Annotated in this window: 12 protein-coding genes; 7 read left to right on the top strand and 5 right to left on the bottom strand. The window is 72.5% G+C overall.

The window, feature by feature from the left end:
• Window positions 1-5: 5 nt before the first annotated feature.
• The gene (locus tag ACZ46W_RS32015; RefSeq protein WP_468345198.1) at window positions 6-989 is read right to left on the bottom strand and encodes a LuxR family transcriptional regulator; all 984 of its coding nucleotides are present in this window, start codon (window positions 987-989) and stop codon (window positions 6-8) included.
• A gap of 167 nt (window positions 990-1,156) precedes the next feature.
• Here ACZ46W_RS32015 and ACZ46W_RS32010 point away from each other — a divergent pair, with 167 nt between their 5' ends.
• The gene (locus tag ACZ46W_RS32010) at window positions 1,157-2,569 is read left to right on the top strand and encodes an aminopeptidase P family protein (RefSeq protein WP_468345195.1); all 1,413 of its coding nucleotides are present in this window, start codon (window positions 1,157-1,159) and stop codon (window positions 2,567-2,569) included.
• Window positions 2,570-2,660: 91 nt separating this feature from the next.
• Here the strand turns inward: ACZ46W_RS32010 and ACZ46W_RS32005 are convergent, their stop codons facing one another.
• The 4 genes from ACZ46W_RS32005 to ACZ46W_RS31990 all read right to left on the bottom strand — a co-directional run bounded on the left by ACZ46W_RS32005 (window position 2,661) and on the right by ACZ46W_RS31990 (window position 7,061).
• Entirely contained in the window at window positions 2,661-3,827 is a 1,167-nt protein-coding gene (locus ACZ46W_RS32005; protein WP_468345192.1) for a cytochrome P450, read from the bottom strand.
• A gap of 134 nt (window positions 3,828-3,961) precedes the next feature.
• A complete protein-coding gene (locus tag ACZ46W_RS32000) occupies window positions 3,962-4,540 on the bottom strand; it encodes a cupin domain-containing protein (RefSeq protein ID WP_468345188.1) in 579 nt (192 codons plus the stop codon).
• Window positions 4,541-4,607: 67 nt separating this feature from the next.
• Complete coding sequence (locus ACZ46W_RS31995) at window positions 4,608-5,867, bottom strand: cytochrome P450 (protein WP_468345185.1); 1,260 nt, start codon at window positions 5,865-5,867, stop codon at window positions 4,608-4,610.
• Window positions 5,868-5,942: 75 nt separating this feature from the next.
• Complete coding sequence (locus ACZ46W_RS31990; protein WP_468345183.1) at window positions 5,943-7,061, bottom strand: type III polyketide synthase; 1,119 nt, start codon at window positions 7,059-7,061, stop codon at window positions 5,943-5,945.
• A gap of 235 nt (window positions 7,062-7,296) precedes the next feature.
• Between ACZ46W_RS31990 and ACZ46W_RS31985 the strand changes: the two genes are divergently transcribed.
• The 6 genes from ACZ46W_RS31985 to ACZ46W_RS31960 are packed head-to-tail and all read left to right on the top strand — an operon-like array spanning window position 7,297 to window position 18,323.
• A complete protein-coding gene (locus ACZ46W_RS31985; RefSeq protein WP_468345180.1) occupies window positions 7,297-8,331 on the top strand; it encodes a 3-oxoacyl-ACP synthase in 1,035 nt (344 codons plus the stop codon).
• Window positions 8,328-8,603 carry an acyl carrier protein gene (locus tag ACZ46W_RS31980; protein ID WP_468345178.1) on the top strand — a complete coding sequence of 92 codons (276 nt, stop codon included), beginning with the start codon at window positions 8,328-8,330 and terminating at the stop codon, window positions 8,601-8,603. The genes ACZ46W_RS31985 and ACZ46W_RS31980 overlap by 4 nt, the downstream gene beginning before the upstream one ends.
• A complete protein-coding gene (locus ACZ46W_RS31975) occupies window positions 8,587-9,834 on the top strand; it encodes an acyl-CoA dehydrogenase family protein (protein WP_468345175.1) in 1,248 nt (415 codons plus the stop codon). Before ACZ46W_RS31980 ends, ACZ46W_RS31975 begins: the two co-directional genes overlap by 17 nt.
• The gene (locus ACZ46W_RS31970; protein ID WP_468345172.1) at window positions 9,831-10,880 is read left to right on the top strand and encodes an HAD-IIIC family phosphatase; all 1,050 of its coding nucleotides are present in this window, start codon (window positions 9,831-9,833) and stop codon (window positions 10,878-10,880) included. The genes ACZ46W_RS31975 and ACZ46W_RS31970 overlap by 4 nt, the downstream gene beginning before the upstream one ends.
• A 35-nt stretch (window positions 10,881-10,915) precedes the next feature.
• Window positions 10,916-12,832: a non-ribosomal peptide synthetase gene (locus ACZ46W_RS31965; protein ID WP_468345169.1), complete on the top strand. Its 1,917-nt coding sequence runs from the start codon at window positions 10,916-10,918 to the stop codon at window positions 12,830-12,832.
• Window positions 12,833-12,854: 22 nt separating this feature from the next.
• A complete protein-coding gene (locus tag ACZ46W_RS31960; protein WP_468345166.1) occupies window positions 12,855-18,323 on the top strand; it encodes a condensation domain-containing protein in 5,469 nt (1,822 codons plus the stop codon).
• The last annotated feature ends 13 nt before the right edge of the window (window positions 18,324-18,336 follow it).

Genomic DNA, 18,336 nt, shown 5'->3' with positions numbered 1-18,336 from the left:
GCCGGTCACAGCCACCCGCTCCGCTGCGCCTGCAACGCCATCTGGAACCGGTTCGCGGCGCCCAGCCGGGCCATCAGGACCTGGAGGCGGCGGAACAGCGTACGGCGGCTGATACCCATCTCGCGGGCGATGACGTCGTCGCTCGCACCGCCCGCGAGGAGCCACAGCAGGCGGCGGTCGGCCGGCGCCAGGCCGCCCGGGCGGGCGGTGCGGCCGTGGAAGGGCAGGGCGTTGCGCCAGGACTGCTCGAACAGCGCCACCAGCGCGGAGAGCAACCCGCACGGCTGCACGACCAGCATGCTGTTGTGCACGTCGGCCTCCTTGATCGACAGTGACACGAGCGCGTACGCGTCGTCGATGATCACGAGCTTGACCGGCACCGACGGCAGCACCCTGGCCTGTTCGCCGGCCTCGACGCACGGCTCGATGGCCTCCTTCAGGTGACCCGGATGTTCCAGCGACGCCCGCGAGTACACGACACGCTGCGTCACACCACGGGCGAGCGTCGCCAGCGCGTCGTCCGTGGCCCCGGGCAGCGGGAAGTACGGCGGTGACTCGAACTGCCGGATCTGTTCGCGGGCGCTGGCCCAGGCGTGGCGCATCCGGGGGCCGATGGCGTCCCCGGTGACGACCTCGACGAGGTTGTCGTTGTACGCGGCGAGCCGCTGCCGCCGGAACGACTCGAACGCGCCCCCCACCGCGATGCGCGACTCCTCCAGCTCGGCCGCCCGGTGCCGGGCGAGGATCTCCAGCCCCGCGGCGGGCGGCACCGGAGCCACCACGTCCCCGCCCTCGCCGACGGCACTGGCCAGACCGGCGTCGACCAGTTCGCCGTACGCCGTGGCCGGCTCCGTGCCAACCAGACCGGCCGCCGTGCCGACCGTGGTCAGCGGAGCGGGCGCCAGCTCCAGCAGCGCCAGATAGACCCGGCGCGCGGCCTCACCGATGCCCAGAAGCCGCAGGGCCTCGTCGAGTCTCCCGTTCGTCATGCCACGCATTATCGACCGCCCCACCGACAGTGCGTGGCCGATCTGTGCCAGTGGCACTGCCCGGCCCCCAGGGCGCGCGTCGCGGGCTACTGTCCGGACCGCCGCCGGAAAACGGCGGCCGCGAGGGCTCTCGCAGTCGAGGAACCCACCGAGAGAAGGGGCACGTCGTGGCAAAGGGCCGAAAGAACGGTCTGTACGCGGGGATCTCCGAGGAACTGTCCGCCCTGATGCGAACCGGGTGGGCGGACACCGAGCGGCACGACCTGAAACTCGACGAGCAGGCCCCGTACGCGGCCCGCCGCCGCGACGCGCTCTCCGCGCGCTTCCCCGGCGAACGCCTCGTGATCCCGTCGGGGAACCTCAAGATCCGGTCGAACGACGACGCCTACCCCTTCCGCCCCTACTCCGGCTACGTGCACATGACCGGAGACCAGGCCCGGGACGGCGCGCTCGTCCTCGAACCCCGCGCCGACGGCGGCCACGACGCCTACTGCTACCAGCTCCCGAGGGACTCCAGGGACGACGACGAGTTCTGGACGGGCGCCACGGCCGAGCTGTGGATGGGCCGCCGCCGCTCCCTCGCCGAGTCGGAACTCGTGCTCGGGCTGCCCTGCCGTGACGTCCGCACGGCGGCCCGTGACCTGGGCGGTGCCCTCGAGGCACCCACCCGGATCGTCCGTGGCATCGACCCGGCCCTGGAGGCCGCCGTCACCACCGACGAGGCGCGCGACGACGAACTGGAAGAGGCCCTCAGCGATCTCCGGCTCGTCAAGGACGACTGGGAGCTGGCCCAGATGCGCGAGGCCGTGGACTCCACCGTGCGCGGGTTCACCGACGCGATCGGGGAACTGTCCCGCGCAGTGGCGTCGTCCGAGCGCTGGATCGAGGGCACTTTCTTCCGCCGGGCCCGCCTCGAAGGCAACTCCGTCGGCTACGGCACGATCTGCGCCGCCGGCGAGCACGCCACGATCATGCACTGGACGGACAACGACGGTCCGGTACGCCCGGGGGACCTGCTCCTGCTCGACGCCGGCGTGGAGACACGCACCCTCTACACCGCCGACGTCACCCGCACGCTCCCCATCAGCGGCACCTTCACCCCCGTACAGCGCGAGGCCTACGACGCGGTGTACGAGGCCCAGGAGGCGGGCATGGCCGCCGTCAAGCCGGGCGCCCGGTACCGCGACTTCCACGAGGCGGCCCAGCGCCACCTGGCGGCCCGCCTGGTCGAGTGGGGCTTCATCCAGGGGCCCGCCGACCGCGCCTACGAACTCGGCCTCCAGCGCCGCTTCACCATGGCGGGCACCGGTCACATGCTCGGCCTGGACGTCCACGACTGCGCCCACGCCCGCAACCAGGAGTACGTCGACGGGGTGCTGGAGCCCGGCATGGTGCTCACCGTCGAGCCCGGCCTGTACTTCCAGCCGGACGACCTCACCGTGCCCGAGGAATGGCGCGGCATCGGCGTCCGGATCGAGGACGACCTGGTCGTCACCGCCGACGGCCACGAGAACCTGTCGGCGGCCCTGCCCCGGTCCGCGAACGACGTCGAGGCCTGGATGGCCCGGTTCGCGGGCTGAGCCCGGGGAGAGCGCGCCGCGAGGGCGCCTGACGGGCACCTTCCCCTGCCCGGCGCCCTCGCGGCCATCCACGGCCGTCGTGCCCTCTCCGTCACCAGGCCACGGGCAGCGTCTCCGGGCCCCGGTTGATGGACCCCCGGCGCCAGCGCATCCGCTCGGGCGGGACGGCGGGCCGCAGGCCCGGCAGCTCCCGGAGCAGCGTGGCCAGGATGACCTCGAACTCCATCCGGGCCAGCGATGCCCCGAGGCAGTAGTGGGGGCCGTTGCCGTACGCGAGGTGAGGGGCCTCGTCGCGGGTCACGTCGAGCCGGTCGGGCTCGGTGAACACGCGCGGATCACGGTTGGCCGCGAGGTAGGAGACGTACACCGCCTCACCCGCCCGGATCAGGACGTCGCCCACCGCCACGTCCTCGGTGGCGATCCGTGGCAGGCCGACCCCGTTGCGCTGGGGAACGAAGCGCAGCAACTCCTCGACCGCCCGGGGCAGGAGCGTGGGGTCGGCCCGCAGCAGGGCCAGTTGCCCCGGGTGGGTGAGCAGCGCGTACACCATGGTCGCCGCCTGGTTGCGGATCTGGTCGAGGGTGTTGAGCACCACCATGACCGACAGCGAGATCAGCTCCGGCCGGCTGAGGGCACCTGCGCTCTGCCTGGTCGTCAGTTCGCTGAACAGGTCATCGCCCGGCTGCCGGGCCCGTACGTCGGCAAGGCCCCGGAAGTAGGCGGCGATCTCGGCCTTGACCGCGTTCCCCTCCTCCTGGGAGTGGTTGCTGGAGAGGATCACCTCCCGCCAGGTCTGGAGCCGCCCGAAGTCGGCGGCGGGTACGGCGAACAGGCCGGCGAGCAGCCGCTCCGGCATCGGTCCGGTCACCGCCTCCGTCAGGTCGGCGGGCGGGCCCTGGGCGACCATCGTCGCGACGAGCCGCCGGGCGGTCTCCTCGGCATCGGCGCGCAGCTCCGCGGCACGCTTGCGACTGAAGGCCTGGGCGACCAGCCGCCGCAGGCGGGTGTGGTCGGGCGGGTCGGTCCGGCCGATGCCGCCGACCGGGGCCACGGTGTGCGGGGTCATGGAGGTCACCGGCCGGCCGACGGTCAGCGCCCGGCTGAACCGCGGATCGGCCGAGATGTCCCTGACGTACTCGTACGAGGTGGCAAGCCATGCCTCGCCCTCACCGAACCGCAGGCTGACGCGGGCGATCGGCTCCTCGCGCAGCAGCCGGTGCAGCAGCGGGTCGAAGTCGAGGGCGCCGAGATGGTCCACGGGCCAGTGGTGCACGGGCGGCCCGGCCGCCGGTGTCCGGGGGACCGGCGGCCGTGAGCCGCCCTCGACGGGGCCTTGCGGGGCGGGGATGCGCGCGGCCCGTTGCGTCCGGGCCTCGGGGCGTGGTGCCCGCGTCACCGGGCGTCCCCCGGTGCCCCCGTGGCGGTGTGCCCGGCCGGGCGGTGTCGCATGGGCGTCAGTTGCTCGATGCCGTAACGCGTCCTCAGCCCCGCCACCGCCGCCGGATCCGGTCCGCCGGGGCGCTCCATCAGCTCCAGCAGCTCGTCGAAGTACCGCTCGTGGTGGGGTGGCGGCGCCGCCTGGAAGAGCATCCGGGCCGGCTCCCCGGTCGGGTTGGCGAAGGCGTGCGGGCAGCCGGGAGGTACGAGGATCAGCGTCCCGGGGGTCGCCCGTACCGGCCGGTCCCCGCCAGCCGATTCCCAGGAACGCCAGTCGTCACGGGTCCGCACGCGCGGCTCGAAGGCCATGACCTCGAGCTCGCCCTCGATCACATAGAACAGTTCCTCCCCGTCGGCGTGCGTGTGCGCTCCGACGTCGAACCCGGGCGGTACGACGACCTCGAAGGTCGACGCCACCCGCGAGTGCGCTCCGGTGATCTTGTACGTCACCTGCTGTGCGGCGGTCCTGACGGTCCGCCCTGACCCGGGCGGCACCACCAGCCCCTCCCGCGCGCGCGAGTTCACCACGGTCATCCGTCTGTCTCTCCTGCCTGTCCGGGCCTCTCGGGGCATCGGCCGTCCGCACACCACCAGGTCGCCGTCACCACTCGACGGGCAGTTCCTCGGGCCCGCGGATCAGCGCTCCCCGCTGCCAGCGCAGTTCCTCCTCCGGCACGGCCAGGCGCAGGCCGGGGAAGCGGTCCCACAGCGAGCGGAGGATGATCTCGGACTCCATGCGGGCCAGCGCCGACCCCGGGCAGTAGTGCGGGCCGTACCCGAACGCGACGTGGGGGTTGGCGGCCCGGTCGAAGTCCAGGCGGTCGGGCTCGGCGAAGACGTCCGGATCGCGGTTGGCGGTGAGGTACGAGACGTACACCGCGTCGCCCGCCGGGATCGTCACCCCGCCCACCGGTACGTCCTCCAGCGCGATACGGGAGAGCCCCACGGCGTTGCGGTGCGGGATGTAACGCAGCAGCTCCTCGACGGCCCGTGGCACGAGGGCCGGTTCGGCGCGCAGCCGTGCGAGGTGCGCCGGCCGCGTGAGGAGCGCGTACACCATGTTGGCGCTGTTGTTGCGGACCGCGTGTGCGCCGCTGATCTGGACGAGCACGGCCAGGCCCACGGCCTCGTCGAGGTCGAGCGCGCCGGTGCCGACGCCTCGTGCCAGAACGCTCGCCAGGTCCGTCCGGCCGGTCCCCTCGTACTCCTCCGTGCCGTCGGCCTGCGGTGGCACGGCGGGGACGGCACCGCACCGGCGCCGGATCAGCGCGGTGAAGTACTCCGCGATCTCGGCCTTGGCCCGCTCGCTCGCCGAGCGGCCCGCCCCGGCCGAGATGATCGTGTCCGACCAGTGCGCCATCCGGGGCCAGTCGTCGCGGGGCACGCCCATCAGTTCCCCGACCATGGCCAGCGGAAAGGGCCGGTTCAGATGGGCCATGAGGTCGGCCGGGGGCCCGTGCCGCTCCAGCGTGTCGAGCAGTCCGTCGATCACCCGCTGGGCGCGCTCGCCCAGCCGCCGCATGCTGCGGGCGGTGAACGCACCGGCCACCACGCGCCGCATCCGGGTGTGGTCCGGAGGGTCGGCGAGGCCGATGGCGCCGTCCATCGGAATGAAGTGCGGGGCGACCCGGGTGACGGACCTGCCGACGACGGCCCGCCTGCTGAACCTCGGGTCCGCGGAGACGAACCTGACGTCCTCGTAGCGGGTCACCAGCCAGGCGTACCCCTCGCCGTTGGGCAGCCGGACCCGCGCCACCGGCTCCTCGTGGAGGAGGCGGGCCAGCAGGGGGTCGAAGTCGAGCCCGGCCAGGTCGGGCGGATTCCAGAAGTGGACGGCTGGGGAGGCGGGTGCGGTGCTCATGTGGGTCCTCGGTGGCGTGTCGACGTAGGGAAGGCGCCCGGGCTGACGCACCGTCCGGGCCCGGGAGTCAGGCGGTCAGCGGGCGGCGTCGAGGACGGCAGGCGGGTCGGAGCGCTGCCGTCGGACGACCGAGGGGACGCGCGTGCCGGGGGCGCTCCATCGGCCGAGGGAGATCTCCGCGGTGATGCCCGGGCCGAATCCGGCGATCAGCCCTCTGCCCTGGTCCGCCGTGCCGCCGGCGTCGAAGAACCGGGAGAGGGCGTCCAGGACGACGGCGCTGGCGATGTTGCCGTACTCGGTGAGCGTGGCCCTGCTGAACCGGAACGCCTCCGGCGCCACCCCGAGATAGCGGCACAGGTCGTCGAGGATGCGCGGTCCACCGGCGTGCACGATGTAGAAGTCCAGGTGCGAGGCGTCCCAGCCATGCTCTCCAGCCAGGTCGACGAGTACCGGAGCGAGGGGTTCCATGGTCCCGGGAACACGCTTGTCGAGCAGGAAGTGGAATCCGGTCGAGCGGACGCTGTACGCGATCCAGTCCTCGGTGTCCGGCACCAGATGCGAACCGTTGTGCTCAAGGCGGACGCCGGTGCCGCCGTTGCCCCGTACCACCGCCGCGGCCACCGCGTCGCCGAACAGCCCGTTCGACAGCAGCGACCCCACACCGAGATCGGTGGGCTGATAGGAGAGCGAGCAGAACTCACACGCGACGAGGAGGACGTTGCTCCCGGGGTAGGCGGTGCAGAAGTCGTGGGCGCGGTTGATCGCGGCCCCGCCGGCGGCACAGCCCAACTGGGCGATGGGGAGCTGGCGGGTGTCGGACCGGAAGCCCATGGTGTTGATCAGCCAGGCGGTCAGTGAGGGCATCATGAAGCCGGTGCACGAGACGTACACGATCAGGTCGATGTCGCGCGTCCGCAACTCGGCGTGCTCCAACGCCTGTCGTACGACCTGGGGGACGCGCCGCTTCGCCTCCGCCTCGTAGGTCCGGTTGCGGATTTCGAAGCCGGGGTGGCGCAGGATCTCCTCGATGGGCAGCACCAGGTGCCGCTTCAGCACCCCGGTGTTCTCGATCAGCCGTAACGCGAGCGCCAGTTGGGGATGCCCCTCGTGCAATCGACGGGCCAGATCGAGGGTCGCGCGCTGGGTGAGGACGTGCTCGGGAACGGCGACGGCCGGACGGCACAGGGTAGCCATGGAACGGACATCCCAGAAGGTGAAGGGGACGCCCGGCCGGGCGGCCGAGCGGGGCCGAGGGCGACCCAGGGCAAGGATCGTTCCCGATCAGTGCCTTCCTGGGCAAACCGGTATGACAGTCACACTTTCGGCCGACCGTGGCGCGTTGGCTGCCGTCAGCGGTGCGTCAGTCCGGCGTCAGTTTCCCTCGGGAGAATCCGGGACGTCCTGACGTACGCGTGCATCTGGAGGCGATATGGCCAACGCGGGAACGACCGTGTCCCAGCAGGCCCTCCAGCCTGGCGGAGCAGCCCTCGCCATCCGCAGCGCCGCCTGGTATCTGCCCGAGCACACTGTGCCGATCACCGATGTACGGACGCTCGACGAGACCGAGCGCGCCACACGCGACGGTCTGGGCATCGACACGGTCCGGGGGGACGACCGGCTGAGCGCCGTCACTCTCGCGGAACGCGCCGCGCGCCGGGCGCTGGAACAGGCCGGGCTCGACGCCCGGGACCTGGGCGCCCTGGTGATGGTGGAGTCGCGGGTCCAGGAGACGTTCCTCAGCTCCGAGACGACCAGGCTCCAGCACCGGCTCGGCGCCGACGACGCCACCGCACTCTCCGTGGGCGGGCTCGGCTGTGTCTCGATCACCCCGGCCCTGCTGACGGCCCGCGGACTGCTGGCCGCAGACCCCGCCCTGAACCACGTCCTGGTCGTGCACGGCAGCAAACCGGCCACCACCCTGCGCTACCGCCACCCCGTCACGGTGAACGGCGACGGAGGGCAGGCACTGCTGCTCTCCCGCACCGGGAGGACGCGGATACTCGACATCGCGCAGCGGACCAACGGGCGCTACTGGGACCTCTTCCACGTCGACTACCGGGACCGCCCCACCGCTCAGTGGCGCGAACAGTGCACGGAGCCCAGCACCTACTCCTTCCACCTGGCCATGGAGACGCGCAACCACCTCTCCGCCATGCTGGACGACCTGCTGCGGCGCAACGGAATCGGCCGCGGGGACGTCGCCGGCTTCGTCAGCCAGAACCTGTCCGCCGGGAGCTTCACCTTCCTGGAGGACTCCCTGGACGTCGAACTGCTGCCGGCGTGCCGGGACAACCTCCGACGGTACGGACACCTCGGTCCCAACGACGTCTTCCTCAATCTCCGCACAGCACTTGACCGCAAGGAGCTGGCCCCCGGCGACCTCGCGGTCCTCATCAACGTGAGCCCGGTGGCCGCCTGGAGTCTGCTGTTGGTCGAGACAGGTTCACAGGAGGGCACGGCATGAACGACAACGACATCACCACGCAGATCACCGGCTTTCTGAGCGCGGCTCTTCGCCGGCAGGTCGAGCCGGACGACGACTACTTCGCACAGGGCCTCGTCGACTCACTGTTCGCACTGGAGCTGGTGACCTTCGTCGAGAGCCACTTCGCCATCACCGTTCAGGTCGAGGACCTGGACCTGGACAGCTTCAGGACCGCCCACCGCATCGCCGAGTTCGTCCGTCGCAAGACCGGAGCGCCCGAGTGGGGAGAGGCACATGCCGAGGGTTCCTGAGAGCGGGCCCGGCGCCACGACGACGGATCAGCCGCCCGTGGAGCGCGTGGAGCCCGCAGTGCCCGTCGACCTGTCCCGGGTGGCGGCCGATTTCGCGGCCGGCGCACACGACCGCGCCTCACGTTGGGACCAGGACGGCGGACTGCCCGACTCGGTGCGCAAGGAGTTCGCCGCGTCGGGACTGCTCGCCGCGGACCTGCCCCAGCGGTACGGAGGCGCCGGCCTCCATCCGCTCACGCTCGGGGAGATCACCGCACGGATCGGCGGTGAGTGCAGTGCCCTGCGCGGGCTGCTGACCGTGCAAGGCATGGTCGCGGCGGCACTGCTGCGCTGGGGCACCGAGGCACAGCGGGCCGAGTGGCTGCCCAGGCTGGCCGACGGCGAGCTGACCGCCGGCTTCGCGGCGACCGAGCAGGGCGCCGGCAGCGCGCTGGGGTCGGTGGAAGCCCGTATCGAGGCGTCGGGCGGCTCGGAACTGGTCGTGAGCGGCCGCAAGAGGTGGGTCACCTTCGGCGCCGTCGCCGACGTGTTCCTGGTCCTCGGCACGTACGAGGGAAGGCCGGCCACGGTGCTCGTGGACGCGGACCGCGCCGGTGTCGAGAGGGAGCCGGTGAACGGCCAGCTCGGCATGCGGGCCGCCCGGATCGCCCATCTGTCCTTCGACGGCGTGCGGGTGCCCCGGCACCGGCTCGTCGCGCCTCCCGGCCTGGGGCTCTCCCATGTGGCCGGCACCGCGCTCGACCACGGCCGGTTCACGGTCGCCTGGGGATGCGTGGGCATGGCGGAGGCGTGCGTCGAGGACGCCGCCACCCACGCCGCGGTCCGTCGGCAGGGCGACATCGCGCTGGGGGACCACCAGTTGGTCCGGTCACTGCTGGCCAGGGCGGCGGTGGGCGCCGCCGGGGCCCGGGAACTCGCCCGCATGGCCGCGGAGGCACGGGCCCCCGGCCCGGGTCACGGGGTGCCGGAGACGCTCATGGCCAAATACGCCGCGGCTTCCGCCGCGGCGGCGGTCAGCCGCGACGCCGTTCAGGTGCTCGGCTCGGCCGGCTGCGCGCCCGACAGCAGGGCGGGCCGCCACTTCCGGGATGCCAAGGTCATGGAGATCATCGAAGGAGCACAGCAAGTGTCCGAACTCCACATAGCCGAGCGCCTCTTGCGGCGCTTCGGCGATGCCGCGCGCGGCACTGACCGCCCCGCCGGACCCCGGCTTCCCGGAGAGACGCCGTGACGGCGGCAGCGGGCGCGCCCACCGTCAAGTGCCTGGTGTGGGACCTCGACGACACCCTGTGGGACGGGGTGGTGCTGGAGGGCGACGATCCCGCCCCCTTCCCCTCGGCGCTGGAGACCCTGGCCGAGCTGGACCGCCGCGGCATCCTGCACGCCGCCGCCAGCCGTGGCGAACACAGCGTCACCGAGCGCCACCTGACGGAACGCCGACTGGCCGACTGGTTCTGCGCGACAGAGGTGGGCTGGGGCACCAAGTCCGCCGCGGTGCGCCGGATCGCGAAGGCCCTCAACATCGGCCTCGACACCATCGCGTTCATCGACAACGACCCGGTGGAACGGGCGGAGGTCGCGAGCGAGCTCCCCATGGTCCGCTGCTACCCGGCGGAGGAGGTCGCACGGCTGCCGGAATACCAGGACTTCCGGCCCGAGCACATCACCGCGGAGGCCACCGGGCGACGCCGCCTCTACCAGGCCGAGTGGCAGCGCCGGCAGGCCGAAGAGGAGTTCACCGAAGGGCGCCAGGCGTTCCTCGACTCGCTCGGCCTGGTGATGGAGCTGCGCCCGGCCACCGAGGAAGACCTGTCCCGGGCCAGTGAGCTGACCGTCCGCACGCACCAGCTCAACAGCACAGGACTGACGTACGGCATCGACGAACTGCGCCGGTTGAGCTCCTCACCGGATCACCAGGTACTGCTGGCCACACTCCGCGACCGCTTCGGTGACTACGGGATCATCGGCCTGGCCGTCACCGCGCTCGTCGGGCGGGACGCGGTCCTGCGGCTGATGCTGATGTCCTGCCGGGTCGCCTCGCGCGGTGCGGGGAGCGTGCTGCTGCACCATCTGATCCAGCAGGCCCTGGCGGCCGGCCGGCGCCCCGTCGCGCACTTCATCCCGACCGTGGCCAACCGGAACCTGCTGGTCACGATGCGCTTCGCCGGTTACGAGGCGACGGTCACCGACGGGGACCGTCTCGTGCTCACCGTGGACCCGGAGCGTCCGCTGCCCAAGGCCCCAAGCCACATGCGCGTGATCGCCGGTGCGGCATGAACGGCACAGCGAACGACACAGGAAGCGAGGCCGCGATGACCCGACATCCCGGTGGCACCGATGAGGTGGTGCCCGCAGACGCACCGGCGGTCCCCGGCGACGCCGCCACGGAGGTACGGCCGGTGTGGGCCGCCTTCCGGAGCCAGGTGGTCAGGGCACCCGAGGCGACCGCACTCGTCATCGGCGGGGACTCGCTGACGTACCGCGAGCTCGACCATGCCTCGGCCGGTCTCGCGCGGACGCTGTGGGAGCACGGGCTGCGGCCGGGGCGGGTCGTCTGCGTCCGGACGCGGCAGAGCGCCCTGTCGGTGGTCGCCATGCTCGCCGCACTGCGCACCGGTGCCACCTGGGCGGTCCTGGAGCCGGACCTGCCGGCCGGGAGGTTCGAGGCGCTGTGCCGGGACGTCGACTGCGCGGTGGTGCTGACCGAGGGCGGTGACGCCGTGCCGGCCTCCGCGCTCTCGGCGCTGCCCGCCCCGCCGGCGGTCCTGGACGCGGCGGACCTCCCTCTGACGCGGCTCGTCGAGGCCGGCCAGGAACCGCCCGCCGACCCGTACCCACCGGCCCCCGAGCAGAGCCCCGCGTACGTCGCCTACACCTCGGGATCCACCGGTGTGCCCAAGGGCGTGATGGTCAGCCGGGGCCAGCTCGCGGCGTCCATCAGTTGCCGGGGGCCGGTGTACGGCACCGAGCACTCCGTCTTCCTGATCGCGCTGCGGCTGTCCTTCGACGGGATCCTCGGCGGAATGTTCTGGTCGCTCACCCGCGGTCACACGCTGGTGCTGCCCGACCCCCGACAGCTCGTGCGGGTGGCGGAGTTCACCCGGCTGGCCAGGGAACACCGTGTCACACACCTGTTCAACATCCCCTCGTACTACCGGGCGGTGCTCCAGGATCCCGGCGGCCTGCCCGACACACTGCGGCTGGTGGTCGTGGGAGGTGAGGAGTGCACCCCGCAGATGGTGGCCGCGCACCAGGAGAGACTGCCGGGGATCGGGTTCGTCAACGAGTACGGGCCCACCGAGACGACCATCGCCTGCACGGTCGAGACCGATCCGGACCCGACCCGGGACCGTATCCCCATCGGGCGGCCCTGGCCGGGAACGCAGACCTGGGTACTGGACGAGCGGCTGCGTGAAGTCCCGGCAGGGGAGCGGGGCGAGCTCTACGTCGGCGGCTCCCTCGTGGCACTCGGCTACGCGAACCAGCCGGCCCGTACGGCCGAGCGCTTCGTCGCGGACCCGTACGGGCGGCCGGGCGGGCGCCTCTACCGCACCGGGGACATCGCCAGCGTCGACGAGCGGGGCGCGCTGCACTACCACGGCAGAACGGACGACCAGGCCAAGATCCGCGGCGCGAGGATCGAACTCGGCGAGATCGCGGGCGTGCTGGAACGCCATGCGGACGTGGAGCAGGCCGTGGTGCTGTGCGAACGCGCCGGGCAGGACGAGCCACAGGTCATCGCCTTCGTACTGCCGACGCCCGGCAGCGGGCCGCCGGACGCCTCGCGACTGCGCGAACACTGTCGAGGCAGACTGGTGGAGCAGGCCATACCGACGCTGTTCGTACCGGTCGACCGGATGCCGCTCGACCACAGCACCAAGGCCGACCGGGCCGCGCTGCGCGCGCTGATCCCGGCAGACCGGCAGGCCTCCGGAAACGCCGTGGGCGGGGACTGGAGCGGGCACCGGCTCGCCGTCGGCCGGATCTGGGCGGAGGTCCTCGGGCACTCCCGTTCGGGCCCGGACGACAACTTCTTCGCCGTCGGCGGGAGTTCGATCAAAATCATCGAGCTGCACGACAGGCTGGACAAGCTCTGGCCCGAGGCGCTGCGGGTGGGCGAGCTGTTCGACTACGCCACCATCGCCACCCAGGCGCAGCGCATCGCCGACCGCCTGGGCGAGCGCACGCACGGCGAGGAACACGCCCCACCGGCCACATACGAGCTCTGACGCGCGCGAACGGAGAGGTGACATGAGCGGTACGGGCGTGACACACGGCAGGCCGGCCGTCGCTGTGATCGGCATCGCCACGAGATTCCCGCAGGCGGATTCCCTCACTGCCTTCCGGGCGAACCTGCGGGCGGGGAGGGACTCGGTGCGTCCCATCCCTCCGGAACGGATCCGGACCACCGGGCTCGATCCCCGGCACGACTATCCGGAGCAGGGCTACCTGGAGCGGATCGACCTCTTCGACCACGAGCGCTTCGGGCTGTCGCGGCGGGAGGCGGAGGTGACCGACCCGCAGCACCGGCTGGCACTCCAGCTCACCCAGGAGGCGCTGGAGAACGCCGGGTACGCCCCGTCCGGGCTCCGGGACAGCCGGACAGCGGTGATCTTCAGCTCGCCGAACAACGGCTACGCGGCTCTGGTGCGCGAGCCCGGCACCCTCGGCATGAACGGAAACATCCCCTGTGCCCTGCCCGCCAGGATCTCCCACCTCTTCGGTTTCACCGGCCCTTGCTACGGCGTGGACACCGGCTGCAACGGCTCCCTCGTCGCCGTCCATCAGGCATGCCGTGAACTCGGCGACGGAGACGCGGACCACGCCGTCGTGGGCGGGGTGAGCCTGCGCCACATCGTGCCGCCGGTGGCCGCGGTGGCCGACTTCCCCGGCATCGCCTCACCCACCGCCCGGTCCCGCGCGTTCGACCGTGCCGCGGACGGCGCGGGCTGGGGCGAGGGCGGCGCGGTGGTGGTCCTCACCACGCTGGAACGGGCGTTGGCGGAGGGCGCGTTCATCCACGCCGTGATCCGTGGCAGCGCCGTGGTGCACAACGGCCGGCACTCCGCGACCATCAGCACACCGAGTGCCCGCTCGCAGGCCGAGGCCATCACCAAGGCGTGGCGCAACGCCTCGCTGGACCCGGCGACCGCCGGATACATCGAGACGCACGGTTCGGGCACCCGGCTCGGCGACGCGGTCGAGGCCGAGGGCCTGGCCCTCGCCCGCCCCGACGGCGACCGCACGGTGAAAGTGGGCTCGGTCAAGACCAACATCGGGCACCTGGACCACGCCGCCGGAATCGCCGGGCTGGTCAAGGCGGTACTCAGCGTGCACCACGGCGAGCTGTACCCTTCGCTGCACTTCGAGGAGCCCGCCGACGAGGTCGACCTCGAAGGCGCTCGCCTGGAGGTCGTCACCTCGCTCGAGCAGTGGGACGACGAGACGCGCCGGGCGGGCGTCAGCTCGTTCAGCCTCGGCGGCGTCAACGCGCACTGCGTGGTGGAGCAGCCCCCGGTGCCCTCCCCGGTACGCCCCACTGGCGGTGCCCCGCAGCTCGTCGCGGTGTCCGCCCGCAGCCGGGCGGACCTGCTCGCCCAGTGCGAGCGGCTGTCGCTGGAACTGCGCCGCACCGCCCACCCGCTGGCCGACGTCGCACGGACGCTGAACGAGGGAAGGGACCACGACCCCTGCCGTGCGTCCGTGGTCGCCCGGGACACCTCTGAGCTCGCGGCACGCCTGGCCGCCGAGGCCACCTGGCGTCGGCTGGAGGCGGCCGAGGGAGCCGAGGGGGCCAAAGCCGAGGGGGCCGAGGGGGCTGCCACCGACTCCATGGCAGCGCCTCGGGTGGTCTTCCTGCTCTCCGGGGACGCCACCCCCTACGAGCCGCGCGATCGGATGCCGGAGCAGTCGCCGGACCAGTCGGCGGGCCGGTTGCCGGACGAGTTGCCCGCACCGGCCGACCGCGCCGCGATGGTCGGCGGGCAACTCGCGACGTACCAGCGGCTGGTCAAGGCCGGCGTCGCGCCGGACGGGCTGATGAGTTCGGGTATCTCCCGCTACACCGCGCGGTACCTCCGGGGCGATCTCAGCGCCGAGGACACCGCCACGCTGCGGCGGGCACACAGCGGGCAGGACCCGGCGGTGGCGGGCGACCCGCTGCGGGTGGAGCAGCTCCACGCGGCGGCGGACGAGCAGCTCTCCGAGGGGCCCGTGGTGTTCGTGGAGCTGGCGTCCCGTGGCGAGATCAGCGACCGGTTGAGGGCCCACCTCCACGACCGCGCGGACGCCCGCGTGCTCCGTCTGGAGCCCGGTGCCGCCGACGCCGACGCCGCTGTGCTGGAGCTGCTGGGCAGGTTGTACGAGGAGGGCGTCGACCTGGACTGGTCGACGCTGCGGGCCGACCCGTCGGCGCGCCGGGTTCCGCTGCCCGGACACCCGTTCACCGGCGTTCGATGCTGGGCCAGGCCACTGGGTGAGGTGCTGTCCTTCGACGAAGTACACCCTCGGCCCACTGCTCCGGCTCCCGTTCAGGCTCCGGTGCCCACGCCCGCGCCCACGGCGCCCGCTCCCGCGCCCGTACCCGCGCCTGCGCCTGCCATCGAGGGACCGGCCCGCGCACCCGGCGGGGGGACCGATGAATTCCGGACCGTACTGGACTGGCTGCGGGACACCCTCGTCGAGCTGCTGCACGCGGATGACGTCCCGGCCGACGCGGACTACTTCTGCATCGGCGGCAACTCCGTCATCGCTCTCCAGCTCCTGGAGCGGGTACGCGTGCGGCACGGGGTCCGGCTCAAGCTGGCGGACATCTACGACCACCCCGTCGTCAGCTCGCTCGCGAAGGCCATTCACGACCGGGCGCCGCACGCGTCCACGCCGGAACCGCCGAGCGCCGCCGACGTGCCGCCGGCCCCGGTCGTCCCCGAGGCGCCCGACGGCGAGCTGCCGCCGGTCACCCCGGGCGGCGAGCCGGTGCTGTCGTACGGGCAGGAGCGCATATGGCTCCACCACCAGCTCGACCCGACGACCACGCTCTACAACCTCCCCGGCGCCTCCCGGTACCGCGGACCCCTGGACGTCGAGAAGTTCCGCCTCGCCTGGGAGGACCTGGCGCGGCGCCACGAGGTGCTGCGGTCCAATTTCGTCGAGGCCGACGGCAGGCCCGAGCTGGTCATCCGACCGGAACTGGGCGACTTCTTCACGTATGTGGACGTCTCGGGAGAGGACGCCCCGGGGACCGCGGTCAGTGCGGTCGTCACCGCCGCCACGCGCTGGGTCTTCGACATCGCCGACGACCCGCTCGTACGGGTGACCGTCGTGCGGCTCGGTGAGGACGACCACATCGTCTGCTGGTGCATGCATCACTCGGTGAACGACGGCTGGGCTCCCCAGATCCAGATGCGGGACCTGCTGGAGTTCTACACGGCCCGCCTGGAGAACCGTGCGCCCGACGTCGAGCCGCTGCCCGTGCAGTACGCGGACTACGCGCGGTGGCAGCGCGAGCTGATGGCCGACTCGCGCCTGGACGGCGAACTTGCCTACTGGCGCGAACGGCTGAGCGACCCGCCCGCGCTGGAGCTGCCCACCGACCGGCCGCGCCCCGCCCGGATGGACTTCGCGGGTGCCACCCACGGCTTCACCATCCCGGGCGCACTGGTGCAGCGGCTGCGCGAGATGGGCGCCCAGGAGACGGCCACTCTGTTCGTGGTGCTGCTCACCGCGCTCAAAGTGCTGCTCGCACGCTGGTCGGGCCAGCGGGACATCGTCGTCGGCACCGCGACCATCGGCCGTAGCCGGCCCGAACTGTGGGACCTGCTCGGCTTCTTCAACAACACGATCGCGCTGCGCTCGGACCTGTCGGGTGACCCGACCTTCCGGGAGCTGGTGCGCCAGGTGCGCGGGGTGGTGCTCGGCGCCCTCGACCATCAGGAGATCCCGTTCGACAAGGTCGTGCGCGAGGTCGCGGTCGACCGCGATCCGAGTCGTAACCCCCTCTTCGACGTCATGTACGTGCACCAGACGCTGCCACCGGCCGCCGCCTTCGGCGACATCGTCATCGGATCGGCGTACGATCCGGAGATCCTGCCGCACTTCGCCGGACTGCCGCCCGGAACGGCCAAGTTCGACCTCTCCATGGTCGTCGGCGAGCTGGCGGACGAGGACGACGTCGTGGTCATGATGGAGTACGCGACGCGGCTCTTCGACGCCCAGACGATCTCCGCCATGTGCGAGGCGTTCGTGGAGCTGCTGCACGCCGTCGCGGACAACGGGGACACGCGCTTCGCCGACCTCCCCGGCGGTCCTCCCTCGGCGACCGGTCTGGTCGCGGACCGCTCGGCCACGCCGCCCGCCCCGCTGGTCCCGCTCGCCACCCCCGTCGTGAGCTGCCTCGAGCTGCGCGGCGAGGTGCGGCTGACCGCGCTGCGCGCGGCGCTGGAGGAACTGGCGGAGCGGCACGAGGTGTTGCGTGCCAGGAACGTCGACGCCGTGGGGCACGGCTCGTCGCTCGGCGACGGCTTCTTCACCACCGCGGACGTCTCCGGTGAGAGCGAGCCCCTCCTCGCGGCCGGGGAGATCGCACAGGCCGAGGCCGCGCTCGTACTGGATCCGGCATCGGGGCGCCGGCTCCACGCGCTCCTCGCGACGACGGCCCCGGCCCGGCACGTGCTGCTGGTGACCACCGACCAGCAGGCCTATGACGGTGGTCAGCCGGAGGTGTTCTTCCGGGACCTGTTCGCTCTGTACGGCGCCCGCCTGGACGGCCGCCCGGCCGAGCTTCCCGAGCTGTCGGAGCTGTCCGAGCTGCCCGAGCTTTACGAGCTTTCCGAGGCGCCCGAGCGGTCCACGCCGTCCGACGAGCACACCGAGCCCGGGACAGGCCCCCGGAGGGAGGAGCAACTCGCCTACTGGAGAGGGACACTGGCGGGGCTGGCCGATGGTGCGCCGCCGCTGGACCGGGCCCGGCCCGCTCACGGCACCCGCGCCACCGCCACCCTCGGGTGCCGGGTGCCCGACGACCTCGCCCACGCGGTGGTGCGTTCCGGGACGAGGGAGAGCGTGCTGGCGGCCCTCGCCGCCCTGCTCGCCCGGTACTCGGAGGCCGACGAGGCGCTCATCGGGCTGACCGGTACGGCGCTTCCCCTCTCGGCGGCCCGCACTAGGGTGGGCCCCTTCGCGCGGAGCCTGCCGCTGCGTCTGGACCTGGCCGACGACCCGTCCTTCGAGCAGCTCACCGACCGGGTGCGGAGGGCCATCACCGGCGCGGAACAGCACGGGGACGTGCCGCTCGCCGACATCGTGAACGCGGCCGGACTGCCCGACGAGCCCGGCAGGGCACCGCTGTTCGATGTGGCGTACTCCCACCAGGCGCTGCCGGCGACGCTCGGCTCGGCGGCCGGGGTGGAGGCGGCCCCCGTGCGGTGGCCCGGCACGGACGCCGGACGGCTGACGCTGCCGCCCGGCCGCAGCGAGCTGGACCTCTCCTGGTCCGTCGTCGAAGGACCGGGGCGGGACGAGCTGTCCCTCTCGTTGGACTACCGCACGGAGCTCTTCGACCGGTCGAGTGCCCGGGCTCTCGTCGAAGGACTGCTCACGATGCTGCGTGCGGCCACCCGCGCCCCCGGTGAGCCGCTGTCCAGCCTGTGGCCCATTCGCACGACGACCAGCGCGAGCACACCCGCGGAGCCGGCCACGGCACGGCCCGCGCACACCGACTGACGCGGCTCGGCCG

This window comes from Streptomyces sp. NPDC031064 (assembly GCF_055570965.1).
This window is presented reverse-complemented; position numbering and strand designations above follow the sequence as displayed.

Bases quoted from the DNA above. Each gene is read 5' to 3' on its own strand.
- ACZ46W_RS31975 (WP_468345175.1), top strand. From the start codon at position 8,587: ATGCCGAGGGTTCCTGAGAGCGGGCCCGGCGCCACGACGACGGATCAG.
- ACZ46W_RS31980 (WP_468345178.1), top strand. From the start codon at position 8,328: ATGAACGACAACGACATCACCACGCAGATCACCGGCTTTCTGAGCGCG.
- ACZ46W_RS31985 (WP_468345180.1), top strand. From the start codon at position 7,297: ATGGCCAACGCGGGAACGACCGTGTCCCAGCAGGCCCTCCAGCCTGGC.
- ACZ46W_RS32000 (WP_468345188.1), bottom strand. From the start codon at position 4,540: ATGACCGTGGTGAACTCGCGCGCGCGGGAGGGGCTGGTGGTGCCGCCC.
- ACZ46W_RS32015 (WP_468345198.1), bottom strand. From the start codon at position 989: ATGACGAACGGGAGACTCGACGAGGCCCTGCGGCTTCTGGGCATCGGT.
- ACZ46W_RS31965 (WP_468345169.1), top strand. From the start codon at position 10,916: ATGACCCGACATCCCGGTGGCACCGATGAGGTGGTGCCCGCAGACGCA.
- ACZ46W_RS31995 (WP_468345185.1), bottom strand. From the start codon at position 5,867: ATGAGCACCGCACCCGCCTCCCCAGCCGTCCACTTCTGGAATCCGCCC.
- ACZ46W_RS31960 (WP_468345166.1), top strand. From the start codon at position 12,855: ATGAGCGGTACGGGCGTGACACACGGCAGGCCGGCCGTCGCTGTGATC.
- ACZ46W_RS31990 (WP_468345183.1), bottom strand. From the start codon at position 7,061: ATGGCTACCCTGTGCCGTCCGGCCGTCGCCGTTCCCGAGCACGTCCTC.